The following is a 16,722-nucleotide window of genomic DNA, read 5'->3' on the forward strand; positions in this document are numbered from 1 at the left end:
ACCTGCAAGGCGGCTATGACCGCAAATTGGATATTTGGATACATGTGATCATTTCTACTATAAATAAGAAACTTCCTTCTTCAATTGTATAAATTTTTATCTTATTCACTTATTTTATTCAGTGTTACCCAAGCGTTTTCATCTGCAAAGGTTCGATTCCACGCCCCAATTCCTCCGAGCTTCAGCGATTTGGCAAGTTCTACTCTTGCCTTCAAAGATACCTGATCCTCTAGCCAAATCTTTTTGACCACGCCATCTTCTGTATACTCGACATAATTCTGGCCTTCGGCAGCTCTAAACTTGGGCTTCAAGTTAAATTCGGCTATGATACCGGCTGCTGACTTCATACCAAGTGATTTGGAGGTGACCTTAATCTTCCCTTCTTTGGGAGTCTCGGACCACACGCGAGTATATAACGGAATACCTAAAACCACTTTTTGAGGCGGCACTTCATCTTCCTGAATAATTCGCTTAATTGACGCTTCCGTCCATGGTAGCGAGGCGACAGAACCAGCCTTTGGACTAGCAGCCCAATGCTCATCATACGCCATTACCATAAGGTAATCTGTGATGGTGCCTAATGATTTTCGATCCAAAAAAGCTGACCACATTTCACTTTGAGATTTAGGCGTAACATCAATGGACAGAATCAAATCATGTTCCCGAGCCATCGGTTTAAGTTCCCGCAAAAATTGGGTGACATTGGGGCCATCCTTCGTATGAACATTTTCAAAGTCAATATTAATACCATCCAGATCATTTTCTAGGGCAAGTGAAATCATCTGATCTACAATCGCCTTTCGACGTTCAAAGGTAGACAATGCTTCAGTTGTTAATTCGGGATTAAAGCTGTTGCTCAACAAGCCCCAAACCTCCATCCCCTTGCGATGTGCCCAGCTGACATAGGCAGGATCTGCCTTGCTTTCTACAGTGCCCTCATGATCGACGACACTGAACCACGTAGGACTCACCACATTTACTCCAGGCATAGGATCAAACTTGGAAGGATCGGGCTTACGATTATAGACAGCTTCCCAAGCGAGATTTACTGGCCTACCCTCCCAATGTTTTTCCGAGATGGACAAATCGTCTTTAGCCGAAGGGATCACAAGCTCTTCTCCTTCAGCGATATGGTCTGACTTAATGTATCCCGCATAGCCATTGTCTAATTGAACAAAATACCAATCTCCTTGTTTGGACCAAATACGTACCTTCGTCCGCTGAGATATATCTGTCAAAATGAAAGATAGGCTGGAGGCTTCTTTACGTAAGGCAATTCTAGCATCCTGTGGGCCATCCTTCTTTTCTACACTCCCCAGCCTGACCTTCTCTCCAGCTTTCATTAGGATGACAGCACCAGTTACAGGGTCTTCGTGTATAGAAACGCCGTATACTTCACGTACAGCCTCTATCGGGATATATACCTCTCCACTGATCACTTGAGGGGCTACGCTCAGCGCATATGTCTTACCATTCAGTTCCCCTTGTGCCTTCGAAACCTTCATATAGAGCAGGCTTTGTCTCGTCGCCATAATGACGGTTTGGCTGTCATCCTCATAGCGAACCGTAGGATCAATTTGACTTTGCACCAATTTAAGCGGCATCAGCATGTTCTTGCCCGAGCTTTGAGCTTCATATCCAGTCAACTTGCCCTGCATAAAAATAGGACGGACACTGCCCTGCCAATCGGGTTTCTCGTGAAGGGGATTACCAAACCATACGACAGTAATTGCGCATATAATCGCTGCAAATAATAGCAGGCTTGCCGCTCCTTTGAATCGTGAACGTTTACGGCGGCGTCTGGAATGATTTCTGGCCAATATTGAACCTCCATTGTATGAACTTTGAATTACAAAAATAAAGTGATTTAAATAAAAAAACGCGGTAAATCCCCGCTTATGGGGAATTCCTCACGTTTCCAATCCATTACAATATATACATACCGCACAAAAAACTTCTATTCCTTGTTTCGTTACGTTTGTTTGTTACTACAAGCTTTGCATACTCCGTGTAACTCCATACGATGTCCATGCACCTCGAAGCCTGTTTCCAACGCGGCATGGCGTTCCACATCAGCCAAATACGGATAACTGAAATCTTCAATTTTTCCGCATTTTTCGCAAATGATGTGATAGTGCTCCGAAATATTGGCATCATAACGACTGGCGTTATCTCCATAGGTCAACTCATGTACCATACCCGCTTCTATAAACATCTTTAAGTTATTATAAACCGTAGCCACACTCATACTTGGAAACTTGGACTCAAGCGCTCGATATATTTCATCTGCAGTCGGATGCCCCATGGTTTCCATCAAATAGTTTAATATGGCATGACGCTGGGGTGTTATGCGTACACCTGTCTTCTTCAGAAGTTCCAAAGCATGCTGGACGCGTGCCGCCATATATGTCCACCGCCTTATCCCTTACTTACGATCCTATCAATTACCACGCATCTATTTACAACTTACTTCTAAACCTACTCACATTGTACGGTCTACTCAAGTTTCTTGTCAACGCGCCGTATTGTCGCCGGATGTTCCTATAGAGGTATCTGACTCAGGAGCTCCGGGTTCAGCCGGAGAGCTTTCAGATGTATCGGGCGCAGTCGTACCCCCGGAATCATCCAAGTCGGGTAACGACGGCATCAGTAACTTTTTAATGGTTAAATTGCTGTTACCCTCTACGTTGATCGCATACTTACCTGCCCCATTCTGACCTGAAATACTTTTACTATCTATTTTAAATGGAAAATCGGATTGAAGATTACCATAACTGCTTGAACCCTCTAACTGAAAATCTCCATTCGACGGAAGATCCAATACGATATCACCGACAGCACTGTATATTTTCCAATCTCCGCCCACCTGCTCGCTATGCACTTTGATAGAGCCATTAAGCGAATTTGCATTCAGCTTGGCTGTAGAATTCAGCACATTCATGTCACCATTCTGAGTATCTACGGTGATGTCCCCTTCCGAGCGAGCGAGTTGAATATCACCTACCATGGTGTGTAGTGTCACAGCTCCTTCAATATCTCCTGCCTGCATATCGCCACGGTTCGTGCGCACATCTACATCTCCAGAAATCCGATGCAATTTAACCTGACCGTTCAGCGTGCCTCCCTTGACATTGCCGATAGCGTCATTAACGGTGAGATTTCCATTACCGCTCTCGAGCCGAATGCTATCAATAGCATCAACTCCATTCAGGGTAATATTCCCGTTGGAGGTTCTAATCTGCACATTGAACCGCCGGTCCTCCGGCACGGTGATCAGCATGTTCACACGGGGCTGACGTTTGCTTGAAGCTCCGTATGACTGTGCCTCCGGACGAATCTGGATGGTCTTGCCGTCGGTAGAAGTCAGTGAAGAAGCTTGAGCAATCTTGTCCGCTTCGGCAGCAGGCGCTTGATCCACCCATAGAGTCCCACGTACCTCTATATTGGACACAGGCCGTCTGATCAGTGTTACATCACCATTAACCGAATCAACTACTAAATCGGACGTCTGCATAGTTACAGGTACCAGTACACCACCCATATCATACCGATTCTCTTTAGCCTGACTAAAATCCATAGAGGCTGATGTCAGATTGAGACTAACCCGGTTCCACAAATACATATAATGATTTTGCTGGGTCACGATAAAAACCGAGGCTGCCACTACCAAAGCGGACAGAATCCCCTTTAGGTCAGGTCTGAACCGCCTTCCGTTGTCAGACTTGCCTTCTTTCCGATAGTACACAGCAAAAAAAATCAGATATTCCAGTCCCCAAAGCACGAAGATTACGGGCCACCAAACGAGGAGCTGAAGCATATATTCAGTATTTTGAAACACATCTACAATAAGCAAAATGCCTACAGCCATCAACAGAAGCGAAGAGGTGTAGCGACCGACTCTTATTTTACGGTGCACGCCAGCTTCACCCTCTTTCTTTCAACTTTTTACGCTTAAAGGACAGAAAGGCTTCCCTTAGAAAAAGGGATAAACCGATCATCATTAATAAAATGGCCAGCGTCAGGAATCCATAATCCTCAAAGAAATTGCTCAACCAGCGAGGTTTCATGCAAAACAAAATCATAAGCCCACCGCCTGCCACCATCAGCACAGCAAAAGCAAAGCCTCTCTCCCATGCATAAAAAGGACTACTTTGCTGGCCTTTAGCATCCATCCGTGCATAACGATCTGGCTTACGCCGATAACGAACCATGTAATCTGCTGACTGTAAGACATCATATACATTATAAAAATATAAAACGGGTATGAACAATCCAAGCAAAATAAGTAATGGGATGTTAATCCTCAAGCCATCAGAAGAAACATACAGCATCGCAAAAATATCTAGCAGGAGCAACACAATAAAACTAAGCCCCCTAATAAACAGCCCTAGAAAAAGATGTCCCAGTCCGGGTAACAATGCTGCCATGATAATGGCAATCACTTTGCGAAATTTAGCGTATTTTAGACGCTTCCCCTGTCTGGGTTGTTCCCGCTGTTCCGGCGCTTGTAGCTGCCCAGCCTCTCCAGACGGTAACGGTTGTTCCGAGTTCATGCCATCCTCCCCTTTGAATCCCATGCGTGGCTCCGCTGAAAAATACTTCAATGCTTACATAGTACCCCAATCGGATTTAAGAGTAACTGTTAAAAAAAGGTAGGCTATTACTCAACAGAGACTGCAGCTATATCTTCCCATTGTCGTAAATCAGCTGCAATACGTACGGGATTAAAATCATGACGGGACAGCACCTCTAGGGAAACCTCCATACTCTGCCGATCTGGATGTAATTCGTGAAATGGGACATTTTCATGTTCTTTAATCATTATTTTACGTATTTCCACTTTTTCTTGCTCTAAATAAGTCGAAATCTGCTCCAGCAGTCCGTGAGAGGACAATCCGTACAATGTAATAAGATGACGCTTGCGTCCACGCATATACCGAAGTTCAACTTTGTTAAACACCCATAAATTTAAAAATACGAGCACTGTCGCCGCTATAGACGGGAAATAAAAGCCTGCTCCCACCCCAAGGCCAATAGCAGCCACGACCCAAATGGAAGCCGCAGTCGTTAGTCCGGTAATGGATTTACCTGTGAACATAATCGTCCCTGCACCCAAAAAGCCTACGCCAGTGATCACAGCCGTAGCCAAACGAGCGGGATCTATGCGTACATTAGCTTCTTTAATAAAATCGGCAAAGCCGTAAATGGAGAGTAGCATAATCAGCGTCGAACCAAGGCTGACCATAATATGAGTCCTCAAACCAGCTGCGTGATTGGAACGTTCGCGTTCAAAGCCAATGAATCCACCGAGAAGCATGGACAGCAAAAGCCGTAAAATGATATGTGAATCGTCTATAATCCACGGATTATTCATTCAAGTCACTCCTCCCGGTTATGTCGTGCTTCCCACTCCGGGTGCGCGGTTTGTGGGCTTATGTGCATTTTTAATGCCAATTTAATGATATCTCAATGCTATTCCAACTTATGCAGATGGTAGGTGGTTAATTCCACGCCTGGGGCGACCTCCGCCGCAGATACGGGGCGAAAGCCATGTTTTCGATACAATGTCACCGCAGGAGTATTTAAAGTTCCTGTAGAGACGATAAACAACGGGATATTTTGATATTCATTCAAAACATGCTTCATTAAAGAGTCTGCAATGCCTTTTCGAAAATGATCTGGGTGAACCATCATACGTGTAAGGGTAAGCGAATCGGGCGACTCAGACTGCACAGCCAGTGCCCCTAGCAATTCACCTTCCTCCAGCCACCCATAAAAAGACTCTCCACAGCTTCTCAGAGTATCCAATGTATCCATCAGTGGAGGAATCTCATCAAACCCAATCAGCTCAGCTTCCAGCCTATAGGCAACGTGCTGTAGACGCCATATCTGACTGACGATATCATCATCTTCCAATGAACATAGGGTAACCATGCTGTTTTCCCTCCTAAGGAAACTCATAAAATGCCATCAGGATTCTAAAGTTTGTTCGCGCCAATCGTTCTCAGCGTCTATGCAAAAGGGGCCTGTCCCTAAAAGACAAGCCCCCTGTCAAATCTATGCCATTAGCGGTTCAGCACTTCCGTCAGCAACTTATTAGCAAGGCCAGGGTTTGCCTTTCCCTTGCTCTCCTTCATCACTTGACCGACTAGGAAGCCGATGGCCTTTTGCTTGCCGGCTTTGTAATCTTCGACCGATTGCGGGTTAGCTGCTACAACTTGTTCGACAATGGTCAAGATTGCACCCTCATCACTGATCTGTACAAGCCCTTTTTCTTCAACAATTTGCTGTGGCAGTTTATCACTTTCCAGCATTTCCTTGAAGACCGTTTTGGCGATTTTGCTATTGATCGTTCCCTTCTCCAGCAGTCCGATCATTTCGCCCAAGCCCCGACCGGTCAATTTAACCTGCGACAGCTCTACACCGGCACTGTTCAAATAGCCGAGTAGATCCCCCATAATCCAGTTGGATACTGCTTTGGCATCCTTGGTGAATTGAAGGCTATCCTCGAACAAATCGGCCAATGGCTTGGAGGACGTAATCACCTGCGCATCATACTCAGGTAATCCATATTCCGAAGTGTAGCGTGCTTTACGCTGGTCAGGCAATTCAGGAATCGAAGCACGGATGCGTTCTTTCCATTCCTCATCTATATGCAATGTAACCAGATCCGGGTCTGGGAAATAACGATAGTCATGAGCCTGTTCCTTACCACGCATGGATAAGGTTTTACCTTGCGCCTCATCCCAACGACGTGTCTCCTGTACTATCGTTCCGCCTTCGTCCAGCGTCTGCTCCTGCCGGAACTGCTCATATTCCAGTCCGCGCTGTACGCCACGGAAGGAGTTCATGTTTTTCAGTTCCGCTTTAGTTCCCAGCTCTTTTTGTCCATGCGGACGAAGACTGATATTCGCGTCGCAGCGAAGTGATCCTTCCTCCATCTTCACATCGGATACGTCACAATACTGCATAATGGCACGTATTTTTTCCAGATAGGCCTTGGCTTCTTCCGGCGAAGATATTTCCGGCTCCGAAACGATCTCGACCAATGGTGTGCCGACCCGATTAAAGTCGACCAAAGATGCGTAGCCACCATCAACATGTGTTAATTTCCCTGCGTCCTCTTCCAGATGCAGTCGGGTAATACCGATACGCTTTGTCTCACCATTCACTTCAATATCAATCCAGCCATTTTCGCCAATGGGTTGATCGTATTGTGAGATTTGGTAAGCCTTAGGTGAATCGGGGTAAAAATAGTTCTTACGGTCAAACTTGCTCACATCAGCAATGGTGCAATTCAGCGCCATTGCTGCTTTCATTGCATAATCAACGGCCTGACGGTTCAATACCGGCAATACCCCTGGATGACCGAGACAGACCGGACATGTATGAGAGTTGGGTGGTGCTCCGAAGGATGTCGAGCATCCACAAAATATTTTAGACTTCGTATGCAATTCCACGTGCACTTCAAGTCCGATGACCGTCTCATATTTGGATGTAGTTGTAGACATGAATAGGTTCCCTCCTTTTTAGCAAATTACAGCTGCGGACGCTGCTTGTGAAATTCGGTATTTTGTTCAAAAGCATGAGCTACGCGTAGCACGGAAGACTCGTCAAAGGCCTTTCCGATAATTTGTAGTCCGACTGGCATTCCATCCGCAAGACCACACGGAATGCTGATAGCTGGCACACCAGCCAAGCTCACCGGAATCGTCAAAATGTCGTTCAAATACATCGTCAATGGATCATCCACTTGTGAGCCGATTTTAAAAGCAGTTGTCGGTGCAGTAGGTCCGATAATCACATCATATTGTTCAAACACACGATCAAAATCCTGTTTAATCAGTGTGCGCACTTTTTGAGCTTTCAAATAATAAGCATCGTAGTACCCGGAGCTGAGTGCATAGGTACCCAGCATAATCCGACGCTTCACCTCGGGACCAAAACCCTGCGTACGGGACTGATGGTAAAGATCAAGCAGGTTATCCGGATTGTCAGAACGCACACCATAGCGCACGCCGTCAAAACGGGCCAGATTGGACGACGCTTCGGATGAAGCCAGCAGGTAATATGTAGCTACCGCATATTCTGTGTGAGGGAGAGACACTTCTTCCCATACTGCGCCCAATCCTTCCAGCGTTTTCAGTGCGTCGAGCACCTTTTCCTTGACCTGTGGATCTACGCCCTCACCAAGATACTCTTTAGGCACAGCGATACGAAGTCCTTTTACATCCCCGGTTAAAGCGTTCAAATAATCAGGAATGTCTACCTTTGCAGAAGTGGAGTCCTTCTGGTCATAACCTGCAATAGCTTGTAGGACATAGGCCGAATCCTGAACATTTTTAGTAATAGGTCCAATTTGGTCTAAAGAGGAGGCAAAAGCCACCAGTCCAAAACGGGATACTAGACCATAGGTTGGTTTCAGGCCAACTACACCGCAGTAAGAAGCGGGCTGGCGAATGGAACCACCTGTATCCGAACCGAGCGTGAAATAAGCCTCACCCGCTGCAACAGCCGCAGCCGAGCCGCCACTGGAACCGCCGGGAACACGTTCTAAATCCCAAGGGTTACGTGCAGGGAAAAAGCTGGAGTTCTCGTTAGAGCCGCCCATGGCGAATTCGTCCATGTTCATTTTACCGAGTGTCACAGTTTGCGCTGCGCGCAACTTGCTAACAACTGTGGCATCGTAAACAGGATCAAAATTTTTCAAAAACTGACTGCCACATGTTGTACGCAGCCCTTCTGTCACAATATTATCCTTAATACCAACCGGCAGACCAAACAACAATCCTCTTTCCTCTCCGGAAATCAGCTGATCATCCAGCTGACGTGCGGATGCACGGGCCTGTTCCTCGTCAACGGTAATATAAGCTCTGATCTTGTCTTCCCGCGCACCAATTGTCTCCAGAGCGTGTCCCACCAGATCACTCACGGAAATTTCCTTTTGATGCAGCTTGTTATGTATCTCGGGCAATGTGTTATTGAACAAGCTCAATTTGCATCCTCCTTTCAAATATGAGATCTATTCCAGAACAGCAGGAACCTTAAACTGTCCGTCTTCTTCTTCAGGTGCATTGCGCATCACTTGCTCATGTGTCAAACTTTCACGAACTTCGTCGTCTCGCATGACATTGCTGACGTGCAGCACATGAGTGGTCGGTTTTACCTGCTCCGTATCCAGCTCATTCAGCTTCTCCGCATAATGGAGAATGGCGTTTAATTGTCCTGTCATCGTTTCTTCTTCAGCCGCGGTCAGATTCAACCTAGACAGCTTGGCTACGTGACGGACATCTTCCGTGGAAATGTTCATACAAAACCCTCCTCATGTATATGAGGATTTTGCAAAAAGTCCAATAAGCGACTTCCCATGAGCAAGATATAGATCAAAATGGTTTAGTTCGTCTATATCTTGCACTTCGGAGCAACTGGAATCGAATTTTGCAAAATCCTGATATTAAAAAATGCTGCACCGAACTTTGAAATAACGTTTTTAATTATAGGATAGAACCCTTTACAATTCAATCTTTGACGCGGTACAGAAGCAAACTGTACATCCATGAGGGAAATGTTGCTAAAAGAATATAAAAAAAGCACCTCTCGGTGCTCTTTCGAGATAACTATAAGAGCTGAGATTGTGCCCATTATATATTTTTAAAAAGAGTCGGCAGTAGCCGACCCCTATATCCAAGCACGCAAATTGACTTGTCTGATAAAATCAGCCTGTGACAACAACTCTGCCGCGGTTTCTTCTTCTTCAGTCTCTACCGAATCAAGACCACCGTTCATTACATGCTTGAACAGTTGCTCATTATGAGTAGCAAGGGCATAATCTATCAGCGCTTCACGCTCAATCCGCTCGGCTTCTAGCTTGAGAATACTCTCCTCCAGCTCGATGTCCCCGGATGGTACAAAAAAATTGCGGTTCACCTTCGGTACGCGAATGACATAGTCAAAAGCATTGTCCGCATTACGGTCGTAAGCAATGATATAACCATGTTCGCCCACAGGAAGATTCTGCTCAAAAGCATCCGCGACGATCATAATTCTAGCTCCTAAATGATGCATCGTTAGCCCCCCCGTTTGTCTGAACTTATCTGCTAAGTCTACTAAAAAAAAAGTAGCTTGTCTATATCATCTATGTATCTTCATAATCGACCGTCTCCACGTCCCAACCTGTGTTCATTCAATCTCACATGCCAGTTTTGTGAAGGGATTCCGCCCCGTCGTTTCACCTTTTTCCAAGTTATGATCTTCGGTTCGGAACCTACCACAGAATCTTCAATATCTATTATATTGGGAACACGGAAACTACCTCCAATCTCACGTTGTACCCCATATATATGTTTTCTTTTCATTCTTGCTCCCCCTTGTGATCTGACGGCCTCATGCCTCTTTATCCTCTTAATGGGCAAAAAAAAGAACGCAAACCGGGATTCATCCACAGCTTGCGTGCTTCGCGAGTTTAGTATGTAACTTTAATAAATTTATGTTAACAAAAATAAAAACCTCTGTCTATACATAATTTATAATTTGTTGTCGAATTGGGGCAAAACTTGTCACACCTTTGATTTTGCCCCTCCTGAAAGGTTCATCACATTTACCGGATATACGGATTATTAGCTTTCTCATAACCGATGGACGTTTTGGGACCGTGACCGGAATAGACTGTAACGTCATCTCCGAGCGGAAACAATTTGTTTTGAATAGAATCGTATAAATCCCGTTCCCGGCCACCCGTCAGATCCGTGCGTCCAACGCCCTGACGGAATAGCACATCCCCGGAAAAAAGATCTTTGCCACACAGAAAGCTGACACTTCCGGGTGAATGGCCCGGTGTATGGAACACCTTGAACGTGTGCCCGATCAGGTTCAATTGCTGACCTTCCGCCAAATCATATTCGGCAGGACCGGTTGAGATTGGTGGAGATGCCTCTGGCCACATCAAGGAGCCATTCAGCTTAGGAGATGTGAGCCAGTCTTGCTCCAAGGCGTGCAAATACACCGGGCATCCTTTAGCATTGCGAATCTCCTCCACCCCACCAATATGGTCAAAATGGGCATGGGTCAGCAGGATAGCTTCAATAGTCAGAGACTCAATCGCCCTCAGCAAAGGACCCGGATTCATTCCTGGATCAATAATAATGGCGCGCTGTGGATCATCCCCTTGAAGCAAATAAGCGTTCGTCTGAAGTGGACCGAGATTAAAGCTGCGAATAGATAGCACCATAAGTTAAAATCCCGAGATCAGCTCACGTAATTCCTGAACAATCACAGGATGGACCTCGGTTCCCTCCCCATATTTTTCAGCCATTTCTTTACGAGCAACTGCGATTTTTTCTTGATAATCATCGGCTTCCCGATCTGGATTTTCACGTTTGAATTCGATCATAATTTGTTGGACATGTGCAGGGCGTGGTCCCCAGTGGCCAAGTACGTGACCTCCTGTATCCGCAAAAATCACAATCGGTACAGCACGTCCGCCCATTGTCAGGAAGTCATCCATCAGCGCCTGATGGTTTTCCAAGATTAATACTTCGGTCGGAATCCCGCTATTTTCCAGTGCACGGAACACAACTGGCACATTACGTACCACATCCCCACACCAGTCGGCAGCCAAAATAAGCACGCGCAGATCATCCCGATGGTTCAGGCTTTCAAAATACTCTCGATCCTCTTCGCGATTCCACACAAACTGATCGTACCCAGAGCGGAAGGCTTCTTTGTTCTTTTCCATGCCCTCCATAAACTGTTCAGGGCTTAAGCCCTTTCCGAAGTATTGCGATACATTAGTACGGCTCATGTTATACACTTCCTTTTTTGTTTTTGGACAAAATCCATTTGATAACAAAATAAATGATCAAGAGCGCAAGGGCAACCAGCAAAATCGGTTTGATGTAAGGTGCTGCCACTTCGTCAATTTGCTCCCACTTGTCTCCTAGCAGCATACCTAAATATATAAACAAAACAGACCAAGGTATAATCGCTAGCGTTGTCAAAATAATAAAGCGCCATACGTTCATTCGAGCCAACCCGGCAGGGATTGAGATGGCATGACGCACAACAGGAATAAAGCGAGCTGTGAAAATGACCCCTGTGCCGTATTTGTTAAACCAGGCTTCAGCATGGTCGACATGACTTTTTTTGATAAGTATGTATTTCCCGTACTTATCTAATACCGGTCTGCCGCCATAGCGTCCAATCCAGTAAATGAACAACTGGGCCAGAACCCCGCCAATCGTTCCAAAAACGACTGCGCCAAAAAAATTAATATGACCCGAGGATACTAAAAAGCCACCATAAGCGAGGACAATTTCGCTTGGAATGACCTCAACCATCAAGCCTAGCATAATACCAAAATACCCAAGACTACGAATGATCTCAAACAAATAATTAATGATACTAGATATTTGGTCCAATTCTCTTCCCACTCCCTGCCTGTTTCTCTATTTTCATTAGTGTATCACAGCGGCAGAACAAGTCGCCACTTCGACCAAATAGGGAGGTCAGTGACCCCGGCTCCTCTGCCCGCATAAGTTGGGAGAGAGAGGAGGGGGTACAATATGCCTCCCGGCAAATTCCCCAAACATGATAATTCACAATCCCGTTTACCCACGGCTCGTGGTATCCGCCGCGCATGTACCAAAGAGTTGTATCGAACCTGCAAACGTCTGCCTGTTCACATTGCTCCTGATCTGGTCAAGCAGGGCGAGGAGCTATACTGCCGCAAGGTCGTCGGACACCTTATCTGGATTGCGGAAAACCATAGTAATCGCAAACTACTATGCGACTGGTGGGACGAAGATGTCAGCGAGGAGCTCGCGGCATTGTGGAAGGTGGATCGCGATGTCTTGTGCACCGCTTTTAGAAGCGCCTATGGCGGATAGATATTGGCGTACTGCAACCATGAACTGTGAACTACAAAAAAGTGGAGCCACCCCGCAGTGGCTCCACTTTTACTATATTCCTAGCTATGTGTCTGCTTCTTCCCCGCTCCTTCGGGAAGCAAATCCGCACAAGCGCGTTCCAAATAAGGATCAGCATGAATAAAATCCCGAAATGCTGTGTATTCACGCCACAAAACGGATTGTTCTCCCGCCTGCCCTTTGACGGCACGAATCAGAATATTTTTAGGTGTATGCTCCATGTCGATAAATTCCAATAGCTGTGTCCGATATCCCATCATATCCAGCAGTTTGGCCCGGATTCCATCCGTTGCCAGTGCAGAAAAACGCTCCTTTAAAATACCGTGGGAAAGCAAAGGCTCCAATACTGGATTTTCTAGTTGGCTGAACAGCTCATGCTGGCAACACGGAACCGACAAAATAACGGATGCTCCCCAGCGGACGGCCTTTTCCAGCGCCGCATCTGTTGCTGTATCACAAGCGTGCAAGGTAACGACCATATCCACCTGTTCCAGTTCGTTATAGTCTGCGATATCACCGACCAAAAACTCCAACTGTCGATATTGCAGCTTTTGAGCCAGAACATTACAGGTTTCAATGACATCTGCCTTCAAGTCCAAACCAACGATCTGCAATGGTCGCTTTTGCTGTACAGCCAAATAGTGATACAGAGCAAAGGTCAAATACGATTTGCCACAACCAAAATCCACAATCGTCAATGGGCGGCCTACCGGAAGGCTAGGCAATACATCCTGCACCATTTCGAGAAAACGGTTAATTTGACGAAACTTATCATACTTGCGGGCCAGTACCTTACCATCCTCATTCATAATCCCCAGCTCAATCAGGAAAGGAATTCGCTCTCCTTCTTCGAGTACATATTGCTTTTTGCGATTATGAGACAGGTCGGCTTTACTTTTGCTCGGTGACTTTGTCAGAATGGATACTTTATATTTTTTACTGATCAGCACTTGGTAGTCTGCATCTTTGGCGCATAGAAGTCCTTGGCGGAACGTGTCCTCAAACAAGGCAGTCATACGCTCATTAGCTTCGTCAGGGGTCAGATTTTCATGAATGACTTTGTTGCTATAATGAAAAGCAAACTGGTAATGCAGCTTATTTTTCAATTCTACAGGTTTGATTTGCACTTTAGTAAAAGAAGCATCCTCCCGTTTGCGAAGCTGACTCAGCGTCGCTGTTATGAGGGATCCTCCCGTGGTCAATTGGTATATAAGTTCGCGCAGTGAATCCAAAAGGTACATCTCACTTTCTTTCATGTAATTGGGTGATCTCGGTCAAACCCTCGGTGACTTCCTGGCGTGAAATTCCACCCAGCTCCAGCTCTGCATTGGTCTTATCCAGTAATTGACTGTAAAACGCCTCCGCTTCGGATAGAAGCTCTGGCTGCTCCCATGCCAATCCAAACCAGACATCGGCGGCTTCGTCCAGCCTGTTTTCTCGCTCGTAATGAACAGCCAACAGTTTGCTGGTTTCAGGGGGAAGCTCATATTCACGCACCAGTTTCACGATACACGCTATTCGTTCAGGCAAGACCTGCAGATCACGAGTCGCGCCATTCGTATCGCTGTACAAATATAAATGAAGAGATTTCATCAAGATTCGTATGCCCTCGTCTGTTCTGCTGGTTTCCAGGTAAATCACGGCTTCTTCTTCCAAAATGCGAGCCACCTGCTGAAGCTTATCCGCTTCAATTCCAGGGCCCAATCGGAAAAGCTCAATAATTTGTTCCGGCGGCAATCGTCTGAGCAGATCTGAACGAAGACGAAACTGCTTGTTGAGCAGGTCATCTAGCTGTTTTAGCGCTTCGACATGTTTATTTTCACGCCTTAGACCGAGCACCGATGCTACTGCGGATGTCAATTCTTCCATCATACTGAGCAAATAATCTTTTCTAAGCAAGCCGTTCCCTTCCTTTCATCCCGATGCCTAGACAACCAGAAACTCTGTCTTCTGATTGTATGACATCCTTGTCTAAAAGCCAAATGCCCTACCATGCAGAAATACCACTTATAACCTTCACCCTCAGTTAATAACATCAATGATCAGGAAGTCAGAATGCTCACGTATGGCAGTGAATTCCTACGGTACAGTACTTTATAGCTGATCATGTGACTAGCGAATGACGAGTTTTTTTAATCAATATTGCTTCTTCGTTAGTGTTGTGATATTTTTGTTTCATACGAAACAAAAAATAATCAGTATATTTAATCATTCCATAAAATTATTTATAATAATTAATTTCTTTAGAAACAAAATTTATATGAATATTTTTGTGAGAAAGGATGATGGAGCTTGGGTAAACAATTTAGCTCGATATTACCGGAACATCAAGAGTTTATACAGCGACAGCACATTTTCTTTGTAGGATCAGCACCGCTATCCAAGACAGGGCACGTTAACCTTTCCCCCAAGGGATATGATTCCTTTCGTATTCTATCGGACCAAAGGGTAGCCTATCTCGACTTGACGGGAAGCGGCAACGAGACAAGCGCCCACATTATCGAGAACGGACGGGTAACAATCATGTTTTGTGCATTTGAGGGCGCTCCCAGTGTACTAAAGCTCTATGGTACTGGTACCGTCGCGCTGCCCGATACTAAGCAATGGAATGAACTGTACCCTCTCTTCAACCCGCTTCCCGGTGCAAGACAAATCATTGTTGTGGACGTTCACATGGTGCAGAATTCATGTGGTTTTGCGGTTCCCTTTATGACATACACGAGCGAACGGGAAAAGCTGAAGGAAGTCTCGATTCAGATGGGAGAAGAAGCACTTAAAAAATATGCCTATGAGAAAAATCTGGAGAGTATTGACGGTTTGCCGACAGCATTTGCCTTTAACAAAAGCAATATAAATTAGACACCTTACACACCTAAAAATAATTGACTATCCAAAAACCGGAACCTTCTGTTTATCACATCAGAAGGTCCCGGTTTTTGGGCTTACCTTGGTCTACCTTTTCAAGTTTTGCTCTAAAAATATCAAGATGGTGTTCGCTAATAACTCCGGTGCCTCGAACAGGCTCATGTGACCTGCTTCCGGTAGGGTAATCTGAGTTACTCCGGCCCGATCTGTTGTAAACGTCCGCGCTGGAGGAACCGCCTGATCCTGCTCACCCGCTACTAAAAGGGCTGGCAATGCAGAAGCCGACAACACATCCCGCCGATCAGTACGCTCGCGCATAGCCAGTGATGCTCCTACGGCTCCTTGTGGTGGTGTTTTGTAGCCAATTTCTTTGACTTTAAGTAATTGGCTAGACATTGACTCCACATGATCAGGAGCAAACAGTCCCGGTACGAGTCCATCTACAAAGGTCGTAATCCCCTCCGTTTGGATGGTGGATACCGCCTTATTCCGCTTTTCTTTACCTTCATCCGTATCTGCATATGCTGTGGAATGAATCAGTCCAAAGGCTGTCAGGCGTTCTGCATGTCTCTGCACTGCCGAAAGGGCAAGATAGCCTCCTAGGGAGTGACCAAACCAGGCAGCCTGAGGAATGTCCAATTGTTCTTGAAGTTTAAGCACATCATCTGCCATTTGATCAATAGTATAGGCTCCTAGTGGAGCATCGCTGCGTCCGTGTCCACGCAAGTCTGGAACAATACAACGATAGCTTGGGGATAGCAAGGGAACAACCTCATCCCAGTAGGAAGAGCTTCCGCAAAATCCGTGCAATAGAATGATCGGATCTCCTTTTCCCTGTTCGGCATAGCAGATCGTCGTTCCTTCGCATAATACCTTTTCCATGTGGAACCCTTCCTTCTCTGTATATAATCTATTGGATCTGAATATATTAGTG

19 protein-coding genes are annotated in these 16,722 nt (G+C 45.7%); 2 read left to right on the top strand and 17 right to left on the bottom strand.

What is annotated here, in order from left to right; genetic code table 11:
- Window positions 1–101: 101 nt before the first annotated feature.
- From ACYCSE_RS04705 to uptA, 14 genes are all read right to left on the bottom strand, one after another.
- A complete protein-coding gene (locus ACYCSE_RS04705; RefSeq protein ID WP_459701655.1) occupies window positions 102–1,820 on the bottom strand; it encodes a glycosyl hydrolase family 18 protein in 1,719 nt (572 codons plus the stop codon).
- A gap of 152 nt (window positions 1,821–1,972) precedes the next feature.
- Window positions 1,973–2,404, bottom strand: a complete 432-nt coding sequence (locus ACYCSE_RS04710) for a Fur family transcriptional regulator (RefSeq protein WP_013311903.1) — start codon at window positions 2,402–2,404, stop codon at window positions 1,973–1,975.
- A 108-nt stretch (window positions 2,405–2,512) separates the two neighbouring features.
- A complete protein-coding gene (locus ACYCSE_RS04715) occupies window positions 2,513–3,916 on the bottom strand; it encodes a DUF4097 family beta strand repeat-containing protein (protein ID WP_250260441.1) in 1,404 nt (467 codons plus the stop codon).
- Window positions 3,917–3,923: 7 nt separating this feature from the next.
- Window positions 3,924–4,577, bottom strand: a complete 654-nt coding sequence (locus tag ACYCSE_RS04720) for a hypothetical protein (protein WP_459702479.1) — start codon at window positions 4,575–4,577, stop codon at window positions 3,924–3,926.
- A gap of 83 nt (window positions 4,578–4,660) precedes the next feature.
- The gene (locus tag ACYCSE_RS04725) at window positions 4,661–5,374 is read right to left on the bottom strand and encodes an MgtC/SapB family protein (RefSeq protein ID WP_023990255.1); all 714 of its coding nucleotides are present in this window, start codon (window positions 5,372–5,374) and stop codon (window positions 4,661–4,663) included.
- 98 nt (window positions 5,375–5,472) lie between these two features.
- Window positions 5,473–5,934 carry a GNAT family N-acetyltransferase gene (locus tag ACYCSE_RS04730; RefSeq protein WP_069290371.1) on the bottom strand — a complete coding sequence of 154 codons (462 nt, stop codon included), beginning with the start codon at window positions 5,932–5,934 and terminating at the stop codon, window positions 5,473–5,475.
- A 131-nt stretch (window positions 5,935–6,065) separates the two neighbouring features.
- Window positions 6,066–7,511, bottom strand: a complete 1,446-nt coding sequence (gene gatB, locus ACYCSE_RS04735) for an Asp-tRNA(Asn)/Glu-tRNA(Gln) amidotransferase subunit GatB (RefSeq protein WP_013311908.1) — start codon at window positions 7,509–7,511, stop codon at window positions 6,066–6,068.
- 26 nt (window positions 7,512–7,537) lie between these two features.
- On the bottom strand, window positions 7,538–8,995 hold the full coding sequence (gene gatA / locus ACYCSE_RS04740; protein WP_023990257.1) for an Asp-tRNA(Asn)/Glu-tRNA(Gln) amidotransferase subunit GatA: 1,458 nt from the start codon (window positions 8,993–8,995) through the stop codon (window positions 7,538–7,540).
- A 27-nt stretch (window positions 8,996–9,022) separates the two neighbouring features.
- Window positions 9,023–9,310, bottom strand: coding sequence for an Asp-tRNA(Asn)/Glu-tRNA(Gln) amidotransferase subunit GatC (gene gatC, locus ACYCSE_RS04745; protein ID WP_013311910.1), 288 nt, complete (start codon window positions 9,308–9,310; stop codon window positions 9,023–9,025).
- A 368-nt stretch (window positions 9,311–9,678) separates the two neighbouring features.
- Window positions 9,679–10,065, bottom strand: a complete 387-nt coding sequence (locus ACYCSE_RS04750) for a hypothetical protein (RefSeq protein WP_061831452.1) — start codon at window positions 10,063–10,065, stop codon at window positions 9,679–9,681.
- An 80-nt stretch (window positions 10,066–10,145) separates the two neighbouring features.
- The gene (locus ACYCSE_RS04755; protein WP_061831453.1) at window positions 10,146–10,355 is read right to left on the bottom strand and encodes a hypothetical protein; all 210 of its coding nucleotides are present in this window, start codon (window positions 10,353–10,355) and stop codon (window positions 10,146–10,148) included.
- A gap of 242 nt (window positions 10,356–10,597) precedes the next feature.
- Entirely contained in the window at window positions 10,598–11,227 is a 630-nt protein-coding gene (locus ACYCSE_RS04760; protein WP_061831454.1) for an MBL fold metallo-hydrolase, read from the bottom strand.
- A 3-nt stretch (window positions 11,228–11,230) separates the two neighbouring features.
- Window positions 11,231–11,800 (bottom strand): thioredoxin family protein, encoded by a 570-nt coding sequence (locus ACYCSE_RS04765; protein ID WP_061831455.1) that lies wholly within the window; start codon window positions 11,798–11,800, stop codon window positions 11,231–11,233.
- Window position 11,801: 1 nt separating this feature from the next.
- On the bottom strand, window positions 11,802–12,416 hold the full coding sequence (uptA, locus tag ACYCSE_RS04770) for an undecaprenyl phosphate transporter UptA (RefSeq protein ID WP_069290373.1): 615 nt from the start codon (window positions 12,414–12,416) through the stop codon (window positions 11,802–11,804).
- Between the two features lie 144 nt (window positions 12,417–12,560).
- Between uptA and ACYCSE_RS04775 the strand changes: the two genes are divergently transcribed.
- Window positions 12,561–12,884, top strand: a complete 324-nt coding sequence (locus tag ACYCSE_RS04775) for a hypothetical protein (RefSeq protein WP_013311916.1) — start codon at window positions 12,561–12,563, stop codon at window positions 12,882–12,884.
- 80 nt (window positions 12,885–12,964) lie between these two features.
- On the opposite strand, the gene ACYCSE_RS04780 is transcribed toward ACYCSE_RS04775, so the two are convergent.
- Window positions 12,965–14,179, bottom strand: a complete 1,215-nt coding sequence (locus ACYCSE_RS04780) for a class I SAM-dependent methyltransferase (protein WP_025721769.1) — start codon at window positions 14,177–14,179, stop codon at window positions 12,965–12,967.
- The gene (locus ACYCSE_RS04785) at window positions 14,166–14,822 is read right to left on the bottom strand and encodes a DUF6483 family protein (RefSeq protein ID WP_069290374.1); all 657 of its coding nucleotides are present in this window, start codon (window positions 14,820–14,822) and stop codon (window positions 14,166–14,168) included. The genes ACYCSE_RS04780 and ACYCSE_RS04785 overlap by 14 nt, the downstream gene beginning before the upstream one ends.
- A gap of 393 nt (window positions 14,823–15,215) precedes the next feature.
- Between ACYCSE_RS04785 and ACYCSE_RS04790 the strand changes: the two genes are divergently transcribed.
- On the top strand, window positions 15,216–15,782 hold the full coding sequence (locus tag ACYCSE_RS04790) for a pyridoxamine 5'-phosphate oxidase family protein (protein WP_459701663.1): 567 nt from the start codon (window positions 15,216–15,218) through the stop codon (window positions 15,780–15,782).
- A gap of 93 nt (window positions 15,783–15,875) precedes the next feature.
- Here the strand turns inward: ACYCSE_RS04790 and ACYCSE_RS04795 are convergent, their stop codons facing one another.
- Window positions 15,876–16,670 carry an alpha/beta fold hydrolase gene (locus ACYCSE_RS04795; RefSeq protein WP_459701665.1) on the bottom strand — a complete coding sequence of 265 codons (795 nt, stop codon included), beginning with the start codon at window positions 16,668–16,670 and terminating at the stop codon, window positions 15,876–15,878.
- Between the last annotated feature and the right edge of the window lie 52 nt (window positions 16,671–16,722).

The organism is Paenibacillus sp. SEL1 (assembly GCF_054602535.1).